We start from the raw sequence: 22,253 nt of genomic DNA on the forward strand, positions 1-22,253 counted from the left end.
GTAACTTAGCTTCTGTTGAGCGGGTAGCAGCTTTGGCTTGTCTGCGGTAATTGTAAATTGTGAAGGAGGTGTTGAAGATGTTGAAGGTTCGCTTTGTTGAAAAAAGTGCTATTGATGGCTTCGCTTAGCGGTTGCACTTCCCGTGCTGGCGAAGCTGCTTCGTCAGCCTGATAGCTCAGCCGGAGTGCCCCGCACCGCCGGCCCCACGCCCAACCCCGACAGCCGCGTGGCTGCGCACCCACCGCCCCGATTGAAGATGGCTGCTTTGCTTGGAGTGCAAAGCATGCAGACGCGGACCAACCCCTGTTTACCAACCTTATGCGGACACTTCTAACCCGCCGTTGCAGCCTGGCAACGGTGCTCGGCTACTGCCTGGCCGTGGCGGCTCACGCCCAAAATCCTGCTCCCGGAGAGCAGCAAGTTGCCATTGTGGCGGCCTCGCCCAGCGTAAACACCGGCCAGGACTACTCGGCCTGGCTGGACAACGACCCCGCGCACCTGGTGCCGGATTACTGGATGCCCGCCAACTTCCAGTACATCGATGTGACCTTGCCGCTGAGCCAGGCCACCACGCTCACGCGGCTGGCGCTGTTTGATTACCAGGGCTCTTTTCCCAGCCAGCCGGCCACGCTCTACGCCGTCAGCGGCGGGCAGCGGGTGCTGCTGGGCACCTTCGATGGCGCGCAGTACAACCAATGGGTGGACCTGCCGGTAAGCGGCAACATCACGGCCGAAGCCATTGTCGTTCACAAGTACTGCAACAACCTGCCGGTCAAGATCAAGGTGTTTGGGCGCAGCGGCAGCACGCCGCCGACCACTCCGCCCGCGCCGGTGCCCGCTGTCGTGAGCCTGGCCGCGCTGCCGACGCTCACGGCGGGCGGCGCGGCGTACGCGCTGTCGGCCAGCAGCACCAACACTGCCACGCCCATCACCTTCAGCTCCTCCAACCCCGGCGTGGCCGCGGTGACGCAGAGCGGCGGGCAGTGGCTGCTGACGCCGGTGGGAGCGGGCACGGCTACCGTTACGGCTTCGCAGGTGGCCGGCAGCGGCTACCTGGCGGCCTCAGCCAGCCAGACGGTGCAGGTGCAGGCGGCTCCGGCGGGCGGCAACGGCGGGGGCGGTACTGCGCCGCCTTCGGCGGCCGGGCGCATTCCGCTCGACCCCAGTCGTTGGTACATCCAGAACAACGTGGGCAACGGCATTGCGGCCCTGTTTGACGGGCAAACCAGCACCGGCGCCAGCACGGGCTGGGGCAAGATCCTGCCCACTTACGACACGTACTACGCCCTGCACCCGGGCGAGGCCATGAGCATCGAGAGCATCCGTTTCTTCGACGGCGAAGGCAGCAACCCCAACGACCCGATGACGCTGTCGGTCATCACCGATACCTGGCAGCGCATTCCGGTGGCCACCTTCACGGGCGGGCAGTACCAGCAGTGGGTGGGGCCCGACCCCGCGCAGCCCGGCAACTTCCGGCTGAGCGCGCCCATCAACAACGTGCGCTACCTGGTCATCACCGCCTCGTGGGCGTACCCGACGGAAATCGAGCTGTACGGGCCCTACGTGGCCGGCACCTCGCCGGCCGCCGCCGATCCGGCGGCGCTGGCCCGGCAAAAGCAGATCAAGCTGCGCCAGCAGCTCGGGGTCAATGCCTTTGAGTGGGACATTGAAGACCCCAACCGACCCTATGAAGTGGACGAAACGCGGCTGGCAGCGGCCCGGAACTTCCGCGGCATCCGGCACTACGTCGACTGGGAGAAGCTGGAGCTGACCGAAGGCAACTACACCTTCAACCCCACCCACAGCGGGGGCTGGAACTACGACGCCCTGTATCAGCGCCTGAAGCAGGAGGGCATCGAGGTGCTGGCTTGCCTGAAGACGCTGCCGCCGTGGATGCTGGCTAGCTACCCAGGCCCGGAGCGGGATATGGAAAACGTGCCCGTACGCTACGGCCGCGACTTCAGCAGCCCGCAGTCCTACCTGGAGCAGGCCAAGGTGGGCTTTCAGTTTGCGGCGCGCTACGGGGCCAACGCCGGCGTAAATCCGGCGCTGGTGCGCGTGAACCCGGCCACCCGCTGGGGCGGCGACGGCGTCAACCAGGTGCGCATCGGGCTGAACCTGATTAAGTACATCGAGTGCGACAACGAGCGGGACAAGTGGTGGAAGGGCCGCAAAGCCTACCAGACCGGCCGCGAGTACGCCGCCAACCTCTCGGCTTTCTACGACGGGCACAAGGGCACGATGGGCCCCGGTGTGGGCGTGAAGAACGCCGACCCCGCTATGCAGGTGGTCATGGCCGGGCTGGCCTCGCCCAACCCCGACTACGTGCGCGGCATGATAGACTGGTGCCGCCAGTACCGCGGGCTGAAGGCCGACGGCTCGGTGAACCTGTGCTGGGACGTCATCAACTACCACCTGTACTCCAACGACGCCCGCACCTCGCAGGGCGGCAACTCCACCCGCGGGGCGGCCCCGGAGGTGTCGGAAGCCGGGGAAGTAGCGCGGGCCTTCGTGCAGATGGCCCATCAATACGCCGGCGACATGCCCGTCTGGATTACCGAAACCGGCTACGACGTGAATCAGGGCAGCCCGCTCAAGGCCGTGGCTATCGGCGGCCGCTCGGTGCTCGAAACCCAAGCCGACTGGCTGCTGCGCACGGCGCTGCTGTATGCCCGCTGGGGCGTGGAGCGGGTGTTCTTCTACCAGATGTACGACGACAACCCTGGCAGCAGCCAGCAGTTTGCCTCTTCGGGGCTGATCAACCAGGACAAGACGCCCAAGCCCGCGGCCGATTTCATCCGCCAGGCCGGGCAGCTGCTGGGCGACTACACCTACCAGAACACGCTCAGCCAGGACCCCATTGTGGACCGCTACACCAACGGCAGCCGCACGGCTTACGCCCTGGTGGTGCCGGATGAGCGCGGCCGCACCGCCAGCTACACGCTCAGCGTGGGCGCCGATTCGGCCCGCATCTACCGCCCGCAGGCGGGGCAGGCCACGATGAGCCTGACGCGGGTGCGCACCCAGGGCGGCAACCTGCAACTGACCGTGACCGAGACGCCGCAGTTTGTGGTGGTGGGCGGCGGCGGTACCAGCTCGGCGCCGCCGGCTACCACGGGCTGCGCCGGCACGGGCTCGATTCAGCTGGAGCAGTGGACGAACGTAGGCGGTACGGCCATCAGCGCCATTCCGCTGCAAACGTTCCCCACCAGCACCAGCACGCTCAGCAAGCTGGAAAGCCCCCGCAACCTGGGCGACAACTACGGCGTGCGCATCCGCGGCTACCTCTGCCCGCCGCAGAGCGGTAGCTACACCTTCCGCCTCGCCGGCGACGATGACTGCGAGCTGTGGCTCAGCCCCGACGCCGACCCGGCCCACAAGGTGCGCATTGCCGGCTTCGCGGGCTATACCGACTACGGCCAGTGGGACAAGTACGCCGGGCAGCAATCGGCGCCGGTGACGCTGCAGAGCGGGCAGCGCTACTACGTGGAGGCGCTGATGAAGGAAGCCGGCGGCCAGGACTTCGTGGCCGTGGCCTGGACCCTGCCCAACGGGCAAACCGAAGCCCCCATTGCCGGCTCCCACCTGATTCCGTTCGGCCCCACGGCCAGCCGCAGCGCTGCGGCTTCGGCTACCGCCACGGCCGCGACTTCACGAACGGGCGCGGAAGCCGAGGTAGTGGCTTTCCCCAACCCCTTCACCGACGAAACCCGCATCAGCCTGCGCCTGCCCACGGCCGGCCCGGTGATGCTGGCCCTGTACGACGCGCAAAACCGCCTGGTGCGGCGGCTGTACCAGGGCACGCTAAGCGCCGGAGAGCAGAAGCAGGTGACGCTCGGCCGCGAAGGACTGAGCACGGGCATCTACATCCTGCGTCTTTCGACCAAGGATCAGGTGCTGACCCGGCGCGTGTCGTTTGTGCCCTGAAGCACCAAGCCGACCGGCCAGGACCACCTGGTTCGGGAGTCCCTGGCCGCAGATAGGCCAGGGACTCCCGAACCAGGTGGCTGCCGCAGCGAACCAGATGGGGCCCTATCCGAACTCACTTGGCGCTTGGCCGAACCAGTTTAGGGCTACTATGAGATGTTTTGGGCGGAATGCGGCTCGTATTTGGACAAGACCGGGCCAGTTCGGTTAGTAACCGGCTTAGTTCTGGTCAAACGCGAGCCAGCTTGTGTCTGGTTGGGCCTGATTTAGGTCAGGTGTGAGCCAGTTTGGGCACGAAGCGGCCCAGTTTGGCTCGGCTCCGAACCAGTTAAGGCCCGCGCTGAGCCCGTTGGGCTACCCCGGTGGCTCCTGCGGGCGTCGTGCCGCCTGGGGCAATACGAGCAACTGTCGGAGAGGCGGTCGGGCGAAACCCGGTCTATGCTTGGGCCGCGGTGCCGCCGCGCAGGGTGTGCAGTACCTGCCGGGGAAAACTCAGGTCCAGCGGCGCCTGCAGCAGGGCTTTGGCGGCGTACCGGGCCCCGGTCAGCAGCTGTCCTTTGCCGAAGGCGTAAAGCGCCCCTTCGCGCATCCGGTCCAGCTCCAGCTGCCGGCGCCAGCGTGCCGTAAGGGGCCGCACGGCCGCCAGACGCGCCGGCAGCGGCAAGTGAGCGAAAGTAGCCGTCAGCAGGTGGGCCAGCCGGGCGTCCATCAGCTCTTTCTGGCGCGGGCCCCAGTAGTGAAACACGTACTGGTCGCTGCGCAGCAGGGGAAACTGCAGCGGCAGAGCTACCGAAAACGCCAGCTGCTCGGCCGTAAACCAGCCCGTGGCGGCGTAGAAGGCGTCGGTCAGCGCATACACGTCGGGCAGGAGCGGGGCGGCTGTGGCGGGCAGGCCCAGCACGCCCGAGTTCCAGGCCTGCTGGGTGCGCAGCAACTGCCGCGCCCGGCCCGCCACGCGGAAGGTGCAGCCGGCAATCAGCTCCAGAAAGCGGCGCGGGTACTCGGCCTGATCGAAGCTGGCGTAGATGCCCGGGGCTTCCTCGAACGTGTACTCCGGCTGGTGCATGAAGGCCGTGCCGGCGGCCAGCCAGCGCAGCAGCGGCCCGGGGTCCGACTGGAAAAACGTGTCGGAGTCGCAGTAGAGCAGGCTGCGGCCGGGGTACACCTGCTGCACCTCGTCGAGCACGGCCACCTTCACGCGATGCACGTAGTGGTGCGGCCCCTGCATGGCCCGCCGCTGCTCCACCTCGAGGGGTACGTAGTCGACGGGCAGGCCGGCGAGATAGGGCTCGAAGAAGGCCGGGCAGTCGGTGAAGACGAGGGTGCGCACGGCCTGCTGCGGGCCGCGGTAGCGGGCCCAGAAGCTGAGCGCCGCGAACAGGGCACGGCGGTATTCGGCCTCGCGGCCGTAAGAAAGCAACACAAGGTACTGCATGAGAAAAGCGGACTGGGTGGTGGAAAAAGCCAGTCGGGTGGGGAGCGGCGCTGCAGTCTGACGTCAAAAGCGGGGCGGAAAAGCTAGTGCGGGAACAACCTGGGTAACCGGTACCGGGCGGACGCTGCGCCCGCCGCCGCACATGGCCACAAGGCGGCTGCGGACGGCCTGCCCGGTGCCGGTTACCGCTTTAGGAGCGCGTGGGAAGCAACTTGTGGAACAGCAGCGTGCCGCGGCGCAGCACGTCGTCAAAGGCCAAAGGCAGCATGCTTTGCAGGTGCAGCGGCAGGTAGCGCCCCAGCACCACGTAGCCGTAGATCAGGCTGCTGAGCACCGTGAGCACCGAGGCCAGCGCCGCGCCGTACACGTTGCCGGTGAGGCGGATGAGCAGCACGTCGGCCGCCACGTTGACGGCCAGGGCCAGCAGCACCTTCACCAGGTTCAGCTGCGGGCGGCCGATGATGTCGAGCGTGACGCCCAGAAAGCGCTCCACCGGGTAGAGCAGCGCGCTGGCCAGCATCAGGCGGTAGAGCATGGCCGCTTCGGTGCCCACGTACTTGCCCCCGCCGATCAGGCCCACAAACACATCGGCCAGCAGCAGGCACCCGAGAATGATGGGCACGAACAGCAGGGTCAGGAAGCCCGCGTACTTGCTCAGCAGGGCCGCTACTTCCTGCTCGCGGCCGCGGTTCACGGCTTCCGACATGCTGGGCATGGCCGTGGCCAGGCCGCTGCGCAGTGGGATTTCCAGGATTTCGAGCAGGCGCTGGGGCAGGTTGTACACGGCCAGCGCGGCCGGCCCGAGCATGAACTTGATGAGGAAGCTGTCGGAGCTGCGCAGCAGGTTGGCGCACAGATAGGTGCCGAAGCTGTACTTGCCGAAGTGAAACAGCTCGGCCACCGTGGCGCGGGTGCGGCGGGGCAGGGCCGCGAGCTGCGCCCACCCGGCCGCTACGGCCACCGCGCTGGTCACCAGCGCCCCGAACAGGAAGGCGTACATCACGCTGAGCAAACTCAGCTGCCCGAAGAAGTACGTGCCGAAAATGAGCACGATGAAGGAGCCCTGGTTGAGCAGGCGGATGTAGAGAATCCGGTCGAAGCGCTGCTCGGCCTGCAGCACCCAGGTGGCTACGTTGAAGGGCAAGGTCAGCAGCAGCGCCACCCCGAACCAGCGCAGCAGCATCAGCACGCCCGCGTCGGTGACGTAGCGCGCGAGCGGCAGGACCAGCAAATTCAGCCCCACGAAGGCGGCCGTGACCAGCAGGCCCAGGTACCAGGCCGAGCCGGCCACGCAGCGCTGCCGCGCGGCGTCGGCGCCGGCGTAAAACTTCACCAGGGCCGTCTGGAGCAGGCCGGTGCGGAAGGTGTCGAGCAGCAGAAAGGCGAACTGGAAGAACACCCAGTTGCCCATGTCGGCCTCGGGCAGCAGGCGGTAGAGCAGGCTGTAGCTGAGCACGCTGAACACGGCCATGACGCCGTTGCCGCTCAACGACAGAAAGTGACGGTTGTGGAGCAGCTGCCTCATGCCGACAGGCGCGTGAAGTGACGCAGGGCCCGGGCCGGGGGCGTGAGCAGGGCAGCCGCGCGGCGGGCGTAGCAGCTCTCGATGGCCGCGTAAATCTTCGCCACGCTGTTTTCCCAGGTGTGCGTGGCCGCCAGGGCCCGGCGCTGGGCCTGCCGGGCCGGGCTGTCCTGCCGCAGGGCCAGGGCAATGAACTCCACGTACTCGCCGGCCGAGTCGGCCAGGTAGCAGCAGTCCTCGAAGGCCGCCATGGCCTCGGTGCGGGTGGCCACCACGGGCTTGCCTAGGGCCAGGTACTCGTCCACCTTGCGCGGGTAGTTGCCGATGGTCATGGGGTTGATGAGCTGCGGGTTCAGGCACACGTCGAAGTGCTGCACGTAGCCGGCCAGCTGCTCGGGGGGCCGAGGGCCGAGAAAGTGCACGTTGGGCTGCTGGTGCAGGGCGCTGGCGCGGAAGGCCTCGTCCTCGGGCCCGACGAGCACCAGCTGCCAGCCCGGCCGCTGCCGGCTGATGGCAAGCAGCGCGTCCACATCGAGGCGCCGGCTGGTGAGGGCGCCCACGTAGCCGATGCGCGGCCCCTCGGGCAGCCCCAGCAACTCGAAGGGTACGGGGGCCGGAGCGGTCGGGGCGAGCAGGGCCGCGTCGCAGCCCTGGCCCACGTCGAAGGCCTGGGCGTTGTAGCGGCGGCAGTAGTCGGCCAGGTAGCCGGAGTTGGCCACGCACACGTCGCTCTGGGCAATGAGCCGGGGCTCGAGGCGGCGGCCGTGCTTCTGCCAGTAGTCGGTAGCCAGCAGGTTGTCGCGCGAGTAGTACACGCTCACCTCGGGCTGCAGCAGCTCCTTGAGGTAGAAGCTGCGGAAGATGTCGCCGTCGTTGAAGAGAATGAAGTGCTCGAAGCGCAGCGTGTTCAGCCCCTCGCGGATGCAGCGGGCTAAGCGGCGGTTGTTGCGCTTATTCAGCGCGTTGTACAGCTCCGAGGCCGGCAGCCAGTTGATGGATTCGATAAGCCGGTCCGGCGTGAGCACCCACAGATTGGGCCCTACCGCCTGCAAGGCCGGGGCCTCGCCGCGAATCACCCGCCGCCGCTGCTGCACGGCCGGCTCGTGGCGCTGGCGCAGCAGGGTGTTGCGGTCCAGCGGGGCGTTTACGTACAGCACGCGGTTGTGGCGGCTGAATTCCAGCGCAATGTCCTTGCAGTTGCTGCCGATGCTGGTGTCCCAGGGCTGCTGCCCCACGATGACGATGTCGCGGCCATGAATCATACGGGGAAAGGTTGGCACCCCGGCCGCGCGGCGGGTAGAAGGCAGCGGACTGGGGCGGTTGAGGTTTCAAGAGAAAGCGACGGAAGGTGGCGCCGCCGCGCCGGCCGGCGCCAGGCCCAGCAGTTCCGCGTCGATGCGGTCCAGCACGGCCGCGTCCTGCTCGGCGTCGAACTTGCGGGCGAAGAGCTTGGGCGAGCGGGCCAGCTGTTCGAAGTCGACCGTGGTGAGCACCTTGGGCCGCGCCCCGCCCGCCGACCAGTCGATGTAGCGGTAGTTGTCGTTGATGATACCGGCGCGCAGCGGCGAGTTCAGCAGGATGGTAGCCGGCAAAAACTCGTCGGAGCCCCAGGTGAAGCGGCCGAAGCGGCTGAGCTGCGGGTGCTCGTCGAAAAAGCGCACCAGGTAAGCCGCGCACGCCGGGCTCAGCATCCACCAGGAGCTGTCGGAGCTGCCGTGCAGGCGGTAGGGCAAGGGGAAGCGCCGCTTGGGCAACACCGCGTTGATGATGGTCTGCAGCCGGTATTGCCCCCGAAACTGGTAGTAAGTGGTGTGGTACTGCTCGATGCGCGTGCGGGCTTGCTGCCACCAGGGCGAGCCCTCGGCCTCAAACGACATAAACGACTGGCCCCGGTGCTCGCCCAGAAAGGCGTGAACGGCTGCCGCGGGCCGCAGCGGGTAGTCCTGGCCACTGAGCAGGTTGATGAAGTCGTACGGCCGGCCGGCGGCCAGCACGTCGCGGGTGCATTCGAGGATGGCCTCGGTAAAGCGAAACGAGGCCCAGCGCACCACAAAGCGCCGGGGCGTGAAGTACACCCGCGGCAGCGCCGCCAGGTGCGCAAAGGCGCTGAAGTCAGCGTTGTGGCTCAGGTGCAGGTAGATGTCGGCGTTTGGGTGCGCCAGGGCCGCAATGAGCCGCTCCAGCTGCGCCGGCTGCTGGTGCGCCATGATTAGGTGAGCAATGCGGGCGTTGGTCATGCGGAGGAGAAAAGAGCGGCGTGGTGGCCAACCAAGCAGGAAAGAGCAAATGGCGCCGGGCTACACCGCCGGGTTCGGTACCGCCGCGGCCCTGGGCTGGCGACGAGCCTTTTCCCAGGCCGCCGGCTGTGCGCGGCGCAGAAAGCGCCGGAAACCCACAAATGCGGCCGCGTTCATCATGCACAAGTACAGGGCCACCACCAGGAGCTTGGAGCCGCGGCCGGTAGCGGCCGTTTGCCAGCCCAGGGCCGCCGCGAGGTAGAAGAGCACCTGTCCGGCCAGTGCCAGCGCATACACGCCGCCGTGGAGGCCGGCCAGCACCGCGCTCAGCGGCAGCAGCAGGGCCAGGGCCAGCGGGGCCAGGCTCCAGCGCAGCACCCGGTGCGAGACGTACAGAAAGGTCACCAGCGGACGGCGCGGGTTCAGCAAGGAGGTCAGCCGGCTCATGGCCTGCCAGGCGCCCGCGCAGATGCGCACCTTGCGCTTCCACTCCTCCCGCAGGTCAGCCGAGGGCTCCTCGCTGGCGTAGGCCCGCGGCTCGTACACCACGCGGTAGCCCTGCTCCACGATGCGCAAGGACTGCACGAAGTCGTCGAGCACGGTATCGGGCTCCAGGGGCTGAAACAAGTCGGTGCGGAACGAAACCAGCTCCCCGGCGGCGCCCATGAGCGAGTAGATCCGCGAGTCGCAGCGCTTCAGGAAGGACTCGTAGCGCCAGTACAGCCCCTCGCCGGCGCCGGGCGCGGAGTGCTGGCTGCGGATTTTCTTTTCGCCCGATACGGCGCCCACGCGCGGGTCCTGGTAGTGCCGCACCAGCGCACGGATGGCGCCGGGGTTGAGGTCGGTGTTGCAGTCGGTGAAGACGACGTAGGGCGTGCCGACGTGCTGCATGGCCCGGTTTTCGGCTGCCGACTTGCCTCCGCGCGGCGCCGCGTGCAGGTGCTGCACCCGCGGAAACTGCGCCAGCACCTGGGCCGGGTTGTCCGTCGAGCCGTCGGTGATGAAGAGCAGGTGTAGCTTGTCGGCGGGGTAGTCCAGCGCCAGGCAGTTGCGCACCTTGGCCGCGAGAATGTCGGCCTCGTTGTAGGCGGGCACCACCAGCGTCACGGCGGGCTCGTAGGCGGGCAGCGGCCGCGGCGGGCGCAGGCGGCCCAGCACCCGGGCCCACGCACCCACAAGCACCGCGTAGCCCACATACGTGTAGCCGACGACGGCCAGCGCGGCCCAGAAAAGGAAGGGGAGTACAGTCATGGCGCGGAGCAGGCGGGGCACTGAAAAGCGGCCCCTCGTATGGTGAATCAGACAAAAGCCGGATGGGCCTACCGGCCGATGCAGCTAGGCGGTCGGCGGCTTTTCGCTGGCTTTCAGCCCGCGCAGAAAGCCCCAGGCCAGGCAGACCAGCACGGGCAGGGCAATGAGGTCGAAGGGCATGGCGAGGCAATCAGGAGTGCAGCGGCAGCGAGGAATTCGACGCCTTGTGCGGAGTGGCCAGAAAGGCCGTTTTGGTGCGGTTCACGCGCAGCAAGGCCAAAAACATGCACCCGATGGCGTAGGGCAGGCGCGTGAGGGCACGTACCAGTTGCTGGTTGTAGAGCCGGGCCGGCAGCGACAGAAACAGCGTGGCGGCCAGCAGCCCGAGCAGGCCCAGCCAGAACAGCAGCGGCGGGCCCACCGGCGCGGGCACAAGCAGCGTTAGCACGGCCGAAAGCAGCCCGAAGAAGCCCAGTACGGCCATCAGTAGGGAGCGGGGCACCAGGAAGGTTTGCACCACTTTGTTGAAGAACTCCACATTGCCGCGGCGCAGCAGCTCGCCCAGGCCCTGGCCGGCGTACTTGCGCAAAAACTCCAGCTGCGAGGCCAGCCAGCGGGTGCGCTGCTGGGTAAAGACCTGCGCGTTGTCAATCTTCTCGTCGTAGACGAACACCCCGTCGAGGTAGCAGATCTTGTGCTGGTCGCGGGCAATGCGGAAGTCCAGCTCCTTGTCTTCGCCCACCGTCTCGCCGATGCCGGTGAGCAGCTGGCGCAGGTAGGCAAAGTCGAAGGCCATGCCCGAGCCGATCAGCGCCGCCGAGAGGCCCACCGCAAACGGCCCCTTGCGGTAGATGTGGTTGTTGATTTCCTCGTTGCAGGCATCCAGGAAGGCAAAGGCGGTATCCTGGTTTTTGGCGGTGCGGTGGGCCTGCACCACCCGGTAGCCCGCCGCGTAAGCCGCGTTGATGGCCGTCAGGCAATCCGGCCCCATCACGTTGTCGGCGTCGAGCACCACAGCCACGTCGTAGCGGGCAGCGGGCAGCGCCTCGAGGGCGTGCAGCAGGGCCTTGCCCTTGGTGCTGCGCTCGAAGCTCACCACGACGACGCGCGCCCCCAGCCGCTCCAGCGCCTGCACGGTGGCCGCCTGCAGCCCGTCGGCAATGACTACCACCTCGCGGAAGCCGGCGTAGCGGTGGCGCAGCGCGGCCCGGGCGGATTCCAGAATCACCGTGTCTTCGCGGTAAGCCGGGATGAGCACGCACAGGCGGTGCAGGGGCACGGCCGCCAGCCGGCGTTTGTGGAGAAAGGGCAGGCGCACGCGCCGGTGGCCGGCCAGGGCGAAAAAGAGCAGGTAGAGGCAGTTTAGCAGCAGAAAGCCGCCGACTGCGTACAGGGCGCCGTGGAGCAGGGAGTAGAGTAAGTGCATAGCCGCGCAGGATGTTGGTTCAACCGTTCGGAGAAGCCGGGGCTCAGTGCTGCAGATTCCACTGCAGGCCGCGGCCCAGGGCTTTGAGGTGGTGCCACTCGCGCTGCAGGGCGTGCAGCAGGGCCTTTTTGGGCAGGGCGGCCGCCACGAATACCAGCATGCTGGTCAGCCGGGCCCAGCCGCGGGCGTTGCGCCGGATGAAGAGCAGGCGGTTGCGGTTCATGTAGTAGGTCTTGAGCACCGAGGCCTTGCCCACCGACATCGACTCCTTGTGGTACACCGTGGAGCCGGCCACGTAGTGACAGCGGTAGCCGGCGCGCTTGATCATCTCGCACCAGTCCAGCTCCTCGTAGTAGAGAAAGTACATTTCCGGCATCAGGCCCACTGCGTCCACCACGCGGCGGGGCACCATCATGGCCGCCCCGTCGGCCAGCTCGGTCACAGCCGAGTGATTGTGCTGGCCGTGGTCCGGCTCGTACTGGCCGATGGTGATGCTGCGGCCCGTCCACGGGTTGATGCCCCGCGAGCCGGCGTACTGAATCACGTTGCCCGGGGGGCCGTGGAAGATGATTTTGGGCGAGGCCACGCCCGCCTGCGGGTCCTGCTCGAAGAGCTGCACCAGCGGTTCCAGAAAGTCCGGGGCTACTTCCGTGTCGTTGTTCAGAAACAGCAGGTACTCGCCCGCCGCGTGCCGGAGGCCCAGGTTGTTGCCGCCGGCAAAGCCCAGGTTTTCGGCCGAGCGCACCAGCTGCACCTCCGGAAACCGTTCGGCAATGATGCCCGGGTCGTCGGTCGGCGAGGCGTTGTCCACCACGATGACTTCCACCCGCGGGTAGGTCAGCTGGCGCAACGAGGCCAGCAGCTCGCAGGTGACAGCGGCCTGGTTGTAGTTGATGGAAATGATGGAAACGAGAGGCGGCATAGGCTTGGGGAGCCTCACCCCCGACCCTCTATCCAAAAGAGAGGGAGCCGAGGCGGTGCAGGCGTTTTAGGATGGTAGTAGTTCGCTTGGGCGGGGCCGCGCAGCGCGAGCGGAGCGGCCCCGCGGCGTCCGGGCGTCGTTGCTGACGTTCGGCTCCTCCTCTCCACGGGAGCGGGGGCCGGGGTGGGAGGTGTCCAGCTGCGGGCCCATGAAGAGAAAGGCCCAGGAGACGTACACAATCAGGGCCGAGGGCATGAAGTTGATGACCTCGTTGCCGTAGCTGCAGAGCAGGCTGCCCGCCGCTCCGGCCAGCAGGGCCAGCAGCTTCACTTTCAGGGCCGGGTCGCGGGTGCGCCACACCACGGCGCCGCCGTAGCCCAGGATGTACACCATGATGCCCAGCCACAGCACCAGCCCCGCCACACCGTACATGGCCCAGACCTTCACCCAGTAGCTGTCGGGCGGGATGCTGGCCAGGTACTTGCCGGGGTTGTAGTGGATGCCGGTGTTGCCGATGATGCCCACGCCGCCGCCCCAGGGCCGGCTTTTGAGGTAGTCGGCCAGGGCCAGCTGGTTTTGCAGGCGCACGTTGAAGGAGGCGTCCTGCGGATCCAGGCCCGTGCGCAGGCGGTAGATGCTGTAGTTCTGGTTGCCGATGGTGGTGTATTTCAGCAGGCCGAAAGCCGCCAGGGCCAGCATGCCGCCGATGACGAGCGCCTTGATGTTCTTGCTCACTAGCAGCGCCACCGCTATGCCCGTGCCCAGTGCAAACAGTGCCCCGCGCGTGCCCGATATCAGCATGCCCACCAGCAGCAGGGCGGCGGCCACGCCCAACAATACGCGCTTCCAGGGCGCAAACGGCCCCAGCGCCAGCACCAAGGCCACCACCAGGATGTGCGCCTGCGCCGCCCCGAACTGCCCCGCGTCGCTGTAGAAGGAGAAAACGCGCAGCTTGCCCCAGAGCAGGTGGGTTTTGGTGTTTTCGTTGAGGAAGGCTTGCTCGCCCGGCGAGAGGCCGAGGAGTTGCTGCTTGAGCCCGTTCAGCGCCCCCAGCACCGACAGGCCGATGATGAGGTAGAGAAACAGGTTCAGGTCGCGGCGCTGGTGGAAGAGCAGCAGCACCAGCGGCACCAGCAGGGCCCAGTACAGCGCCGTGCTGCGCATTTCCTGAAACCAGCCCGACACGCTGGCGCCCTCGGGGTTGCCCAGCTCCAGCACGTTGTAGCCCATCCACAGCAGCGTGGCCAGGCCCAGGTCGTTGCGCAGGCGGTGCCACTGGTACCGCTCGTACTGCAGGGCCACGGCCACCCAGGTCAGCACCAGCAGCCCGTCCACGGCCATGCCGTAGGGCGCCCCACCGACTTCCCGCACCGGGATGAAGAGCACGAAGCAGTACACGATCAGCCCGATGATGCCCAGCCGCGGCTGGTGAAACAAGGCCAGCAGGAAGGGCACGGCCACGGCCAGCGTCATCAGCAGCCCCGGCACCAGCAGGCCCCCGTGCGCCGTGAGCCAGCCCAGGGCCACGGCCAAGAGCAGGCCCAGCGGCAGCAGGCGGGCGCGAAGCACGGGGGAAGAAAGCAGTTGGCTCATCGGCGAAGCAGCAGGTGAAAGAGAGGTAGCAGCGAAGAAGCGGAAGCCAACCGGCGCGTCAGGCCAGCAACGCCTGCTGCGGGTGCTCGGGCAGGGTGTGCCGTTGCGCAGGCCCGGCCGGCCGGGCCTGCTTGCCGATGAAGTCCGTCACGTGCTCGGGCAGCACCCCGTTGAGCACCAGCTCGATGGGCGCCTCCGTGACGCGCTTGATGTTCTCAAACAGGGCGCGGTCGGCCTGGTGCCAGGCCCGGTCGGCGCGCACGGCCACCAGCACCAGGTCCAGCTCGGGCAGCAGGCCAGCCGGGTAGGTGGCTTCCAGCAAGGCTGGGAATTCGATGATGATGACCGTGTCGGTGCGAGCCGCCTTGCCGGCAAAATCGGCTACTGTGGCGCCCGGCGTCACGCCCAGCACCGGCAGGTAAAAGCGCGTGTTCTGGTCGGCCCCGAACTGCACCGAGTGGTCGTTGGGAAACAGCGACATAGTCTTGATATTCATCTCGCTCAGGCTGCCGGCCAGGCTGGCGCACAGGGCCGTTTTGCCTTCCCCGTTCTGGCTGCTGAGCACGCCTATCACGTAGGGCTGGTCGGGGCGGTGGTGCTGCTGAAACTTGAGCAGCAGCTGCCGGCCCAGGTGCTCCTCGGCGCGGCGGGCGTCCAGCCGCTGCTGCGCGTTCAGGTCGGTGGGGCGGGCCAGCACCCCGGCCACCGGCAGGCGCGTGATTTTGGCCGCCACGGCCGGCTGCTGCAGCGTGCGGTCCAGCATGCCGCGCGTTACCAGCGTGGCCCCGAGCAGCAGAAACGTGCCCAGAAAGCCGGCCACCATCAGGAGCAGCGTCTTGGTGCTGTTGGCCTGCAGGGGCAGGTAAGGCGGGTCTACCACCCGCAGCTGCGAGGCCAGCACGCCGTTCTGCTCCGATAGCTTGCTTTGCTTGAGGCCCTCCATCTGCGAGAGGTATTCCTTTTCAGCCACCTCCACTTCGCGCCGGATCTTGCGCACTTCGGCCCCCAGCGGCACCAGCTCGTTGTACTGGGCGGCGGCCGCGTCGCGCTGCTGGCGCATCAGCCCCACCTGGCCGCGCAGGTCGGCGGCCAGCTGCTCGTTCTTGGCGTAGTCGGTCAGCAGGTCCTTGGCGGCCACGCCCTGCGCCGAGCGGGTGCCCGCGTAGTAGCTGTTCACCGTCTCGCCGATGCGGTCCGTGAGCTGGTCGGCCTCGCGCTTGAGCGCCGCCAGCCGCGCCGCGCCGCTGGCCCCGGGCTGGGCCTGATTGAGCAGTTCCGTTTCCGAAATCTGCTGGTTCACGTCGGCCAGCCGGTCGCGCAGCCGGATGATTTCCTGGCTTTTCAGGTTGGTAGCCCCGCGTTTGCTGAGCGTGCCTTCCACCGATTTCAGCGAGGCGGCCACCCCGGCGTACTGCGTCTGCAGCTGGCTGTACTTGTCCTGGGCCAGCTGCCGCTCCTCCGTCGAGGCCACGATCTGCTTGTCGTAGTCCACGATGTTGTGCTTCTGGTGAAAGGCCAGCAGCTTCTGCTCGGCCGCCTGCAGCCGCTCGTGCGCCTTGCGCGCCGATTCGGAAAAGTAGCCGATGACCGACTCGTTCTGCCCCGTAAACAGCGCCTGGTGCTTGCGGATAAACACCTCGGTCAGGATTTCCAGCGTCTTCTGGCACAGGGCCGCATCGGGGGCGTTGTACTCTACCCGCAGCAGGTCGCTGTCTTTCACCCGGCTGGCCGCGATGCGCCACAACGCTTCTTCCGAGAACATGGGGTCCTTGGAGTTGATGAGCTGGTACAGGGCGTTGTCAGGCGTGGTGCGGTAGTAAGCCAGCACGCGGCGGGTGGTTTCGTCCAGCGTGGGGCCGGTCAGCCGGGCTTTCAGCGTGGCCGGGAGCAGCTGCTGGTAGGGCGTTTCGGCCTCCGCGCGCTGGGCGCCGAAGCTGGCCAGCAGCCCTTTGACGGGCGCCACGGGCCGGGCGGGCTGGGCGCGTGCATCGGCCATCAGCTGCCAGGCCAGCAGGCGCAGGCACACCTCCTGCCGCGTGTCGCGGGCGTTGATGAGCGTGAGTAGGTTGTCGAAGGCCGTGGCCGCAGCGTTCCAGCCGCCGGTGTTGTCGTTGTTGCCGCCCTGAATCTTGTAGCCTGAGGCAATGCCGGTGTAAATCACCGTGTCGGAGGTGTAGCTGCGGGGCTTGGAGCGCGTGAAGAAGTAAATGGAGCCGGCCGTCGTCACCGGGACGAGTAAGAGCAGCAGCCAGTGCCGCCGCAGCAGCCGGAAAAAGTCGCGTGCGTTCATTGGCGGGGCATAATCGAGGTGATGGGCTGGCCGATGATTTCTTCGAGCAGCAGCTGGGCCGTCACGTATTTGTTTTGGGCTTCCTGCAGGGCCAGCAGGGCTTTGCCGTAGTACTCCGAGGCGGCCATCTGCTCATCCACCTGAATGTCGCCGTCCTTGAAGCGGCGCTCGGCGATTTTGCGGCTCACCGTGGCCGACTGCAGCGCGTCCTGGTAGTGCTGCACGGCCGCGCGGGCCAGCACCAGCTCCTGGTAGCGCACGATGACGAGCTGGCGCACCTCGCTTTCCTTGTGCTTTTGCTCGGCCGTGGCCCGGCTTACCGCCAGCTCCTGGCGGTGCACGGTGTTGCGCCGGCTCAGCAGCACGTCGAGCGGCGCTACCAGGTTCAGCCCGGTGGAGTACTGGGCCCGGGCGCCCTGGTTGAAGGCATTGAACTGGTAGCGCTGCTGCCCGCCCTCCGGCGAGGCGAAAAAGGGCACCGTGCCGTAGTTGTAGCTGGCCGCGAAAGCCAGCATGTTCAGCGGCTTTTTGCGCACCAGGCGCAGGTCTTCGCCCGCCATCTGCCGGCTGGCTTCCAGCTGCTCCACCTCGGCCGAGTGGCCGATGGCCGCTTCGAAGAGGCGCGGCAGCACCAGGTCCGGGGAGCTGAAAAACTCGGCCGGCACCACCGTGCCCGGTTTGGGGCCCAGCGGCGCGGCTAGCTGCGCGGCGGCGGGCCTGGCGGCCGCCAGCGCCAGTAGGAGTAGGGCTGTTTTCATCACACGTTGGCTTGCTGAAACAGGGCCGGCAGCGTGCGCAGCAGAATGCTTAGATCCTGCGGCAGCGAGTAGCTGCGGGCGTAGCTCACGTCCAGGGCAATGCGTTCTGCTTCCGACATGTCGCCCTTGCCGCGCTTGCTCACCTGCCAGAGGCCGGTGATGCCCGCCGGGGCCGCAAAGCGCGCCGCAAACTGATCGGTGGTCAGCTTTTCGGCCTCGTAGAGCGGCAGCGGGCGGTTGCCCACGATGCTCATATCGCCCATTAGTACGTTCCAGAGCTGCGGCAGCTCGTCGATACTGGTGTTGCGCATGAAGCGCCCGATGCGCGTCACGCGCGGGTCGTTGGCAATCTTGACGAAGGCTGGGCCGCTGCTGGCCTTGCGCCGCAACCGGTACTGCTGCTCGCACACCCAGCGGCCGTGCTTGTCAATGAGCCGGCTGCGGCACTCGCCGCCGCACGCGCACTGCTGCTCGTCGGCCGGGGCCTCCGGCTCGGGCGCCGCGGCGTATTGGTTCTGGCTTTTCATGGTAGCCAGCAGCCGGTCGGCGTCGGGGCGCATGGAGCGGAACTTCCAGAACTTAAACACCTTGTAGCCCGTGCCCACGCGGTAGGAGAAGTAGAACACCGGCCCGCGCGACTGCAGCTTGATCAGCAAGGCCACCAGGGCAAACAGCGGCAGCAGGCACAGCAGCCCCACAGCGGCCACCACGATATCAAACAGGCGTTTGCCCAGCGGGACATGGCGCGCTACCGGCGCCCCATGGGCCGGCCTGGGCGCGGGCCGGGCGGGGCGCCACGAAAAAACCCAGCGGGGCCATAATCTGGCCTTCTCCGCCGGATAAGCGGGGGTGAGAAGAGCTTCCATAACAACGAATGGTTGTGTTTTTCCAAGGTAGAGTTAGGGGCGCAGGCAACCAGGCCCCCTTTGGCAGGGGCAACTGGGACAGCCGGAAGTAAGGGAGGCGCTAAGCTGCGTGCAGCCGGTTCCTGACCTTCTCGATGCGGATTTCCAACTCCTCCGGGTTAAAGGGTTTGACGAGGTAGTCGTCCGCGCCCTGGCGCAGGCACAGAATCTTGTTACTGGTCTCGTCGGTGCCGGACAGCACCAAAATGGGCGTGTTTTCGTGCCGCGGGTATGCCCGCACCTGCTTGATGAAGTCCAGGCCGTTCATTTCGGGCATTTCATAATCCAGCACGATGGCAGCCGCAGCATGGCCTTGCTGTAGCCAAGCCAAGGCTTCGAATCCGTCGGCGGCCAAAATAACGTGGTATTCTGTGGCGAAATAATGTTCCAGAATCAAGCGGATTGCTGGTTCGTCGTCCACCACGAGCAGGTGTTTCGTCCGCACAGACGAAGGTTGTTGCGTTGAGGTAAGCTGCATGGGTAAGGGTTTTGGTTCAACATCACAAGGACCATATTCCTCAGCTTCGCAGCTGGGCTGCGAAGACTGAAAATCAACCTGATAGGAATGCATGCTGACTAAACCAACGGAACCTTTCGGCCAACGATATGCAACACTAACCGTCCATAGCATAGCAGCGCACCTAAGTGCCTTGTTATGTTATTTCTTGGTTAAGACATGTAGTTGAGCCTTTAAAACAGGTTTGGCTTGCCGGCGGAGGCAAACAAGCGCGGGTCAGCTCGGGTGGGGGTGGAGCTACGCGCCAGCGGGTGGCTGCTGGCAAAAGGTGCGGCGGGAACTATCGCTAGGGTAATTCGGCGCACTCCACGGGTGGGGCCTGGAGCACTGGGCTAGGTCGTCAGCGGAGTGTACGCTACTAATCTACAAACTGTTTGCATGGTATAAAACACGGAATCGTTTGCAGTAAAAATTGTTGGTCGTTTATTTTCGGCTAACGAGCGGTAGTTGTCTGGTTCTGACCGCAGCCGCAAAACAACGACCAGCCAGGTTTAACTGCTCGGCAGTAAAGTGGCCTGAAAAGACGTTTTCAAGCTACCCGGCGGCTTTTTAGGTGGTTAGCTTTGCAGCTGCCGGGCAAATACCTCGCTCATCCGTAAGGCTACTTCCTCGACCCCACGGAAGAGCTGAATCAGCAGATTGGCGTCCGGATTTTTTTTCAGCAGCTCCTCCATTTTTTTTACTCCCGCCAGCGCTTCGCCAAGCTGCAGGTTGCCAAAAGTCGACTTCAGGTTGTGACTCAGGCGGCTGCCGGTGGCCCAGTCTCCGGCGCGCAATGCCGCGTCGAGCTGCGCCAACTGCCGGGGCACATTGTCGACGTACAACTGTTGGAGCTTGCGGATAAACGCCGGGTCGTTGGCCAGCTTGCCCAGTCCCTCGAAGCCGTAAGCCGGTGGCGGCGCTGCGGCCGCAGCGCTGCGACCCGTGTTGCGCGCCAGCACCAGGTACAGGCTGTGCTCGTGGTAGGGCTTGACGAGCCAGTCCGAGAAACCGGCGTGCGGGTACGTATCCACGTCCGTTTTGAGGGCGTTGGCCGTCAGGGCCACGATGGGCGTGTGCTGGTTGGGGCCCGCCTCGCGGCGCAGTGCGGCCGTTACGTCCAGCCCGCTCATGCCCGGCATCTGAATGTCCATCAGGATTACGTCGTAGCGCTTGGCCCGGGCCCGCTGCAGGGCTTGTTCGCCGTCGGTGGCCACCTCCGTCGGGGCTTGCCACTCCTGCAGCAGCGAGCAGGCCAGCAGTTGGTTTACGGGGTTGTCTTCCACCAGCAGCACCTGCACGCCTCGCAGCAGACCGGGGGGCAGGCCCGGTGAGGTTTCGGGTGGGGCTTGCGGCGCCAGCTCCGTGGGCGGGTAGCTCACGGTGAAGTGAAAGCAACTGCCGCGGCCCGGTTCGCTCTCGACCCCGATGATGCCGCCCTGCAGCTCCACCAGGTGGCGGCAAATGGCCAGCCCGAGCCCGGTGCCGCCGTACAGACGGGCCGTGTTGCTGCTGGCCTGCGCGAAGCTCTGAAACACCTGCTCCAGCTTGTCCGGGCTGATGCCGATGCCGGTATCGGTGATGCTGAAGCGCAGTTGCACGGCGCCCGCGGCACCTTCAGCAGCGGGCACGGCCGTCACGGCCACGGTGATGCCGCCGGTGGGGGTGAATTTGATGGCGTTGTTGATCAGGTTGACCAACACCTGCCGCAGGCGCACCGCGTCGCCGAGTACGATGGGCAGCGGCGCGGGGGGCAGCTCGGTGCGCAGCCGCAGGCCCTTGCCCGCTGCCGTCAGGGCCAGGGGGCGCACCAGGTCCTGCACCGTGGCCGCTACGTCGAAGGGGCGGGCTTCCAGTTCCAGGTGGCCAGCTTCCATCTTCGCAAAGTCGAGAATGTCGTTGATGACCACCAGCAGGTGGCTGGCGTTGCTCAGGATCAAATCCAGGTATTCGGCTTGCTCGGCCGATACAGGCGTTTTTTTCAGCAGCCGGGCCAGGCCCACCACGCCGTGCATCGGCGTGCGGATTTCGTGGCTCATGTTGGCCAGGAATACCTCCTTGGCCCGCGCCGATTCCTCGGCCGCCTGCCGGGCGCGTTTCAGCTCGGTGACATCGGTGGAGCTGCTGAGCAGGTAATGCCGGCCGTCGGGGCCCGCAAAGGCTTTCTTGACCGTGTGGTACCACGCGGGCACTGCGCCATCCTGGTGGCGCTCTTCCAGGCTCACGGTGGCTCCGCTGGCAAGTAAGGCCGCTTCGGCGGGCGGCAGTTCCGGCCGGGCCGATGGCGCCAGCAGCTCGGCCACGCTTTGGTGGCGCAGGCGGGCGTAAGCGGCGTTGGCGAGCAGGCCCTGCCCCGTGTCGTCCTGCACGAAGATGGGGCTCGGGCTGGCTTCCACCACCTGGCGCACCAGTTCCTGCTGCCGCGCCAACTCCTGCTCCGTGGCCTTTCGCCGGCTGATATCCACGCTGTAGCCAATTACGTAGGCCACGCGCTGCTGCGCGTCGAGCACGGGCAGAAACTTGCGCAGGTAACAGGCCGCCGGTGCCCCGGCCGGTTGGGCCAGGGTTTCTTCCCAGGCCACTTCCTGGCGGTGGTGCACCGCGTGGCGGAACTCGGCGGCGCGGCGGCCGTGCCGCAGCTTGCCGGCCCGTTGGTTGGCGTAGCGCCGCCGCTGCTCGGGCCCAAAGACGGTGATGCCGGCCGGAAGATTGTCGAGCACAGCCGCATAAAAAGCAGTACGCTGGCGAGCGGCCCGTTCGGCGCCAATGTCGTGCAAGGTGCCCAGCCAGCGCCGGGGCGCCGCGCTGTCAGCGGCAGGGGGCAGCAGCGTGTGCTCCGCCCGGTACCAGTGCCAACTGCCATCCCCGGCCCGTAGCCGCAGCTCGACGGGCTTCGCGGCCCCTGCTGCCCGTAGCCCGGCGTAGTGGGTGCGTAGCCGGCGGCGGTCGGCCGGGTGCACCAGCGCTGCGAGCGAGCCGCAGGCGGCTGACTCCGCGGGGCCGTAGCCCAGGCGCCGGTGCAGGTGCTCATTCAAGAAGACGTCCGCCTGCTCGGCATCGAAGTGCAGGAACAGGGGCACCGGCGCCGCCTGCACCACTTGGCACCACAGGGCCGCATCGAGCGGCGGAGTGGCCGTGCTGGCACGTACGGACCCCTCTGCCCGGGGGCAGGTCGTACTTTCGTCGTAGGGCTGCATGAGCTGATAGCTTAGGCTCTCAGATTGGTTGAAGACCACGGGGTGGGAGCCGGGGCGCAGTTCAGCCGGCGAATCATCGCCTGACAAAGGGAGGAACGTACGGGGCCACAGCCGCGTACCTGCTTGGAAGGTACGGAGCAATTCGGCGGATGCCAGCCCGCCGGTAGCAAAAATTCCCGGTTCCGCGGCGGCGAATCCATTCCGTGCGCTAGTCAGCATGCCGAATATCAGCCGGCCTAACGAGCGTTGGCTGAACGGCGTTTCGTAACTTGCGCCGCATTGGGCGTATTCCTT

Annotated in this window: 14 protein-coding genes; 1 reads left to right on the top strand and 13 read right to left on the bottom strand. The window is 66.6% G+C overall.

The features are described 5' to 3' along the window. Positions 1 to 318: 318 nt before the first annotated feature. Complete coding sequence (locus B0919_RS17230; protein WP_139362206.1) at positions 319 to 3,927, top strand: PA14 domain-containing protein; 3,609 nt, start codon at positions 319 to 321, stop codon at positions 3,925 to 3,927. Between the two features lie 436 nt (positions 3,928 to 4,363). Here B0919_RS17230 and B0919_RS17235 read toward each other — a convergent pair whose 3' ends face one another. From B0919_RS17235 to B0919_RS17295, 13 genes are all read right to left on the bottom strand, one after another. Further along, a complete protein-coding gene (locus B0919_RS17235) occupies positions 4,364 to 5,362 on the bottom strand; it encodes a hypothetical protein (RefSeq protein ID WP_078013527.1) in 999 nt (332 codons plus the stop codon). Between the two features lie 190 nt (positions 5,363 to 5,552). Next, positions 5,553 to 6,887 (bottom strand): oligosaccharide flippase family protein, encoded by a 1,335-nt coding sequence (locus tag B0919_RS17240; protein WP_078013528.1) that lies wholly within the window; start codon positions 6,885 to 6,887, stop codon positions 5,553 to 5,555. Continuing rightward, positions 6,884 to 8,146, bottom strand: coding sequence for a glycosyltransferase (locus B0919_RS17245; protein WP_078013529.1), 1,263 nt, complete (start codon positions 8,144 to 8,146; stop codon positions 6,884 to 6,886). The genes B0919_RS17240 and B0919_RS17245 overlap by 4 nt, the downstream gene beginning before the upstream one ends. Before the next feature lie 66 nt (positions 8,147 to 8,212). After that, entirely contained in the window at positions 8,213 to 9,121 is a 909-nt protein-coding gene (locus B0919_RS17250) for a beta-1,6-N-acetylglucosaminyltransferase (protein WP_078013530.1), read from the bottom strand. A 60-nt stretch (positions 9,122 to 9,181) separates the two neighbouring features. After that, positions 9,182 to 10,372 carry a glycosyltransferase family 2 protein gene (locus tag B0919_RS17255; protein WP_078013623.1) on the bottom strand — a complete coding sequence of 397 codons (1,191 nt, stop codon included), beginning with the start codon at positions 10,370 to 10,372 and terminating at the stop codon, positions 9,182 to 9,184. Between the two features lie 190 nt (positions 10,373 to 10,562). After that, on the bottom strand, positions 10,563 to 11,798 hold the full coding sequence (locus B0919_RS17260; RefSeq protein WP_078013531.1) for a glycosyltransferase family 2 protein: 1,236 nt from the start codon (positions 11,796 to 11,798) through the stop codon (positions 10,563 to 10,565). Between the two features lie 43 nt (positions 11,799 to 11,841). Next, positions 11,842 to 12,720 carry a glycosyltransferase family 2 protein gene (locus tag B0919_RS17265; RefSeq protein WP_078013532.1) on the bottom strand — a complete coding sequence of 293 codons (879 nt, stop codon included), beginning with the start codon at positions 12,718 to 12,720 and terminating at the stop codon, positions 11,842 to 11,844. A 66-nt stretch (positions 12,721 to 12,786) separates the two neighbouring features. Further along, the gene (locus B0919_RS17270) at positions 12,787 to 14,313 is read right to left on the bottom strand and encodes an O-antigen ligase family protein (RefSeq protein ID WP_176133100.1); all 1,527 of its coding nucleotides are present in this window, start codon (positions 14,311 to 14,313) and stop codon (positions 12,787 to 12,789) included. Positions 14,314 to 14,371: 58 nt separating this feature from the next. Further along, on the bottom strand, positions 14,372 to 16,603 hold the full coding sequence (locus tag B0919_RS17275) for a GumC family protein (RefSeq protein WP_078013533.1): 2,232 nt from the start codon (positions 16,601 to 16,603) through the stop codon (positions 14,372 to 14,374). Continuing rightward, on the bottom strand, positions 16,600 to 17,361 hold the full coding sequence (locus B0919_RS17280) for a TolC family protein (protein ID WP_078013534.1): 762 nt from the start codon (positions 17,359 to 17,361) through the stop codon (positions 16,600 to 16,602). Before B0919_RS17280 ends, B0919_RS17275 begins: the two co-directional genes overlap by 4 nt. After that, positions 17,361 to 18,227: a sugar transferase gene (locus tag B0919_RS17285; RefSeq protein WP_078013535.1), complete on the bottom strand. Its 867-nt coding sequence runs from the start codon at positions 18,225 to 18,227 to the stop codon at positions 17,361 to 17,363. Before B0919_RS17285 ends, B0919_RS17280 begins: the two co-directional genes overlap by 1 nt. A 100-nt stretch (positions 18,228 to 18,327) precedes the next feature. Continuing rightward, positions 18,328 to 18,744: a response regulator transcription factor gene (locus B0919_RS17290; RefSeq protein WP_176133101.1), complete on the bottom strand. Its 417-nt coding sequence runs from the start codon at positions 18,742 to 18,744 to the stop codon at positions 18,328 to 18,330. Between the two features lie 596 nt (positions 18,745 to 19,340). After that, the gene (locus B0919_RS17295; RefSeq protein ID WP_176133102.1) at positions 19,341 to 22,046 is read right to left on the bottom strand and encodes an ATP-binding protein; all 2,706 of its coding nucleotides are present in this window, start codon (positions 22,044 to 22,046) and stop codon (positions 19,341 to 19,343) included. Positions 22,047 to 22,253: the final 207 nt, after the last annotated feature.

Origin of the sequence: Hymenobacter sp. CRA2, from assembly GCF_002007105.1 — a bacterium.
In the GTDB taxonomy this organism is placed as follows: Bacteria; Bacteroidota; Bacteroidia; order Cytophagales; family Hymenobacteraceae; genus Solirubrum.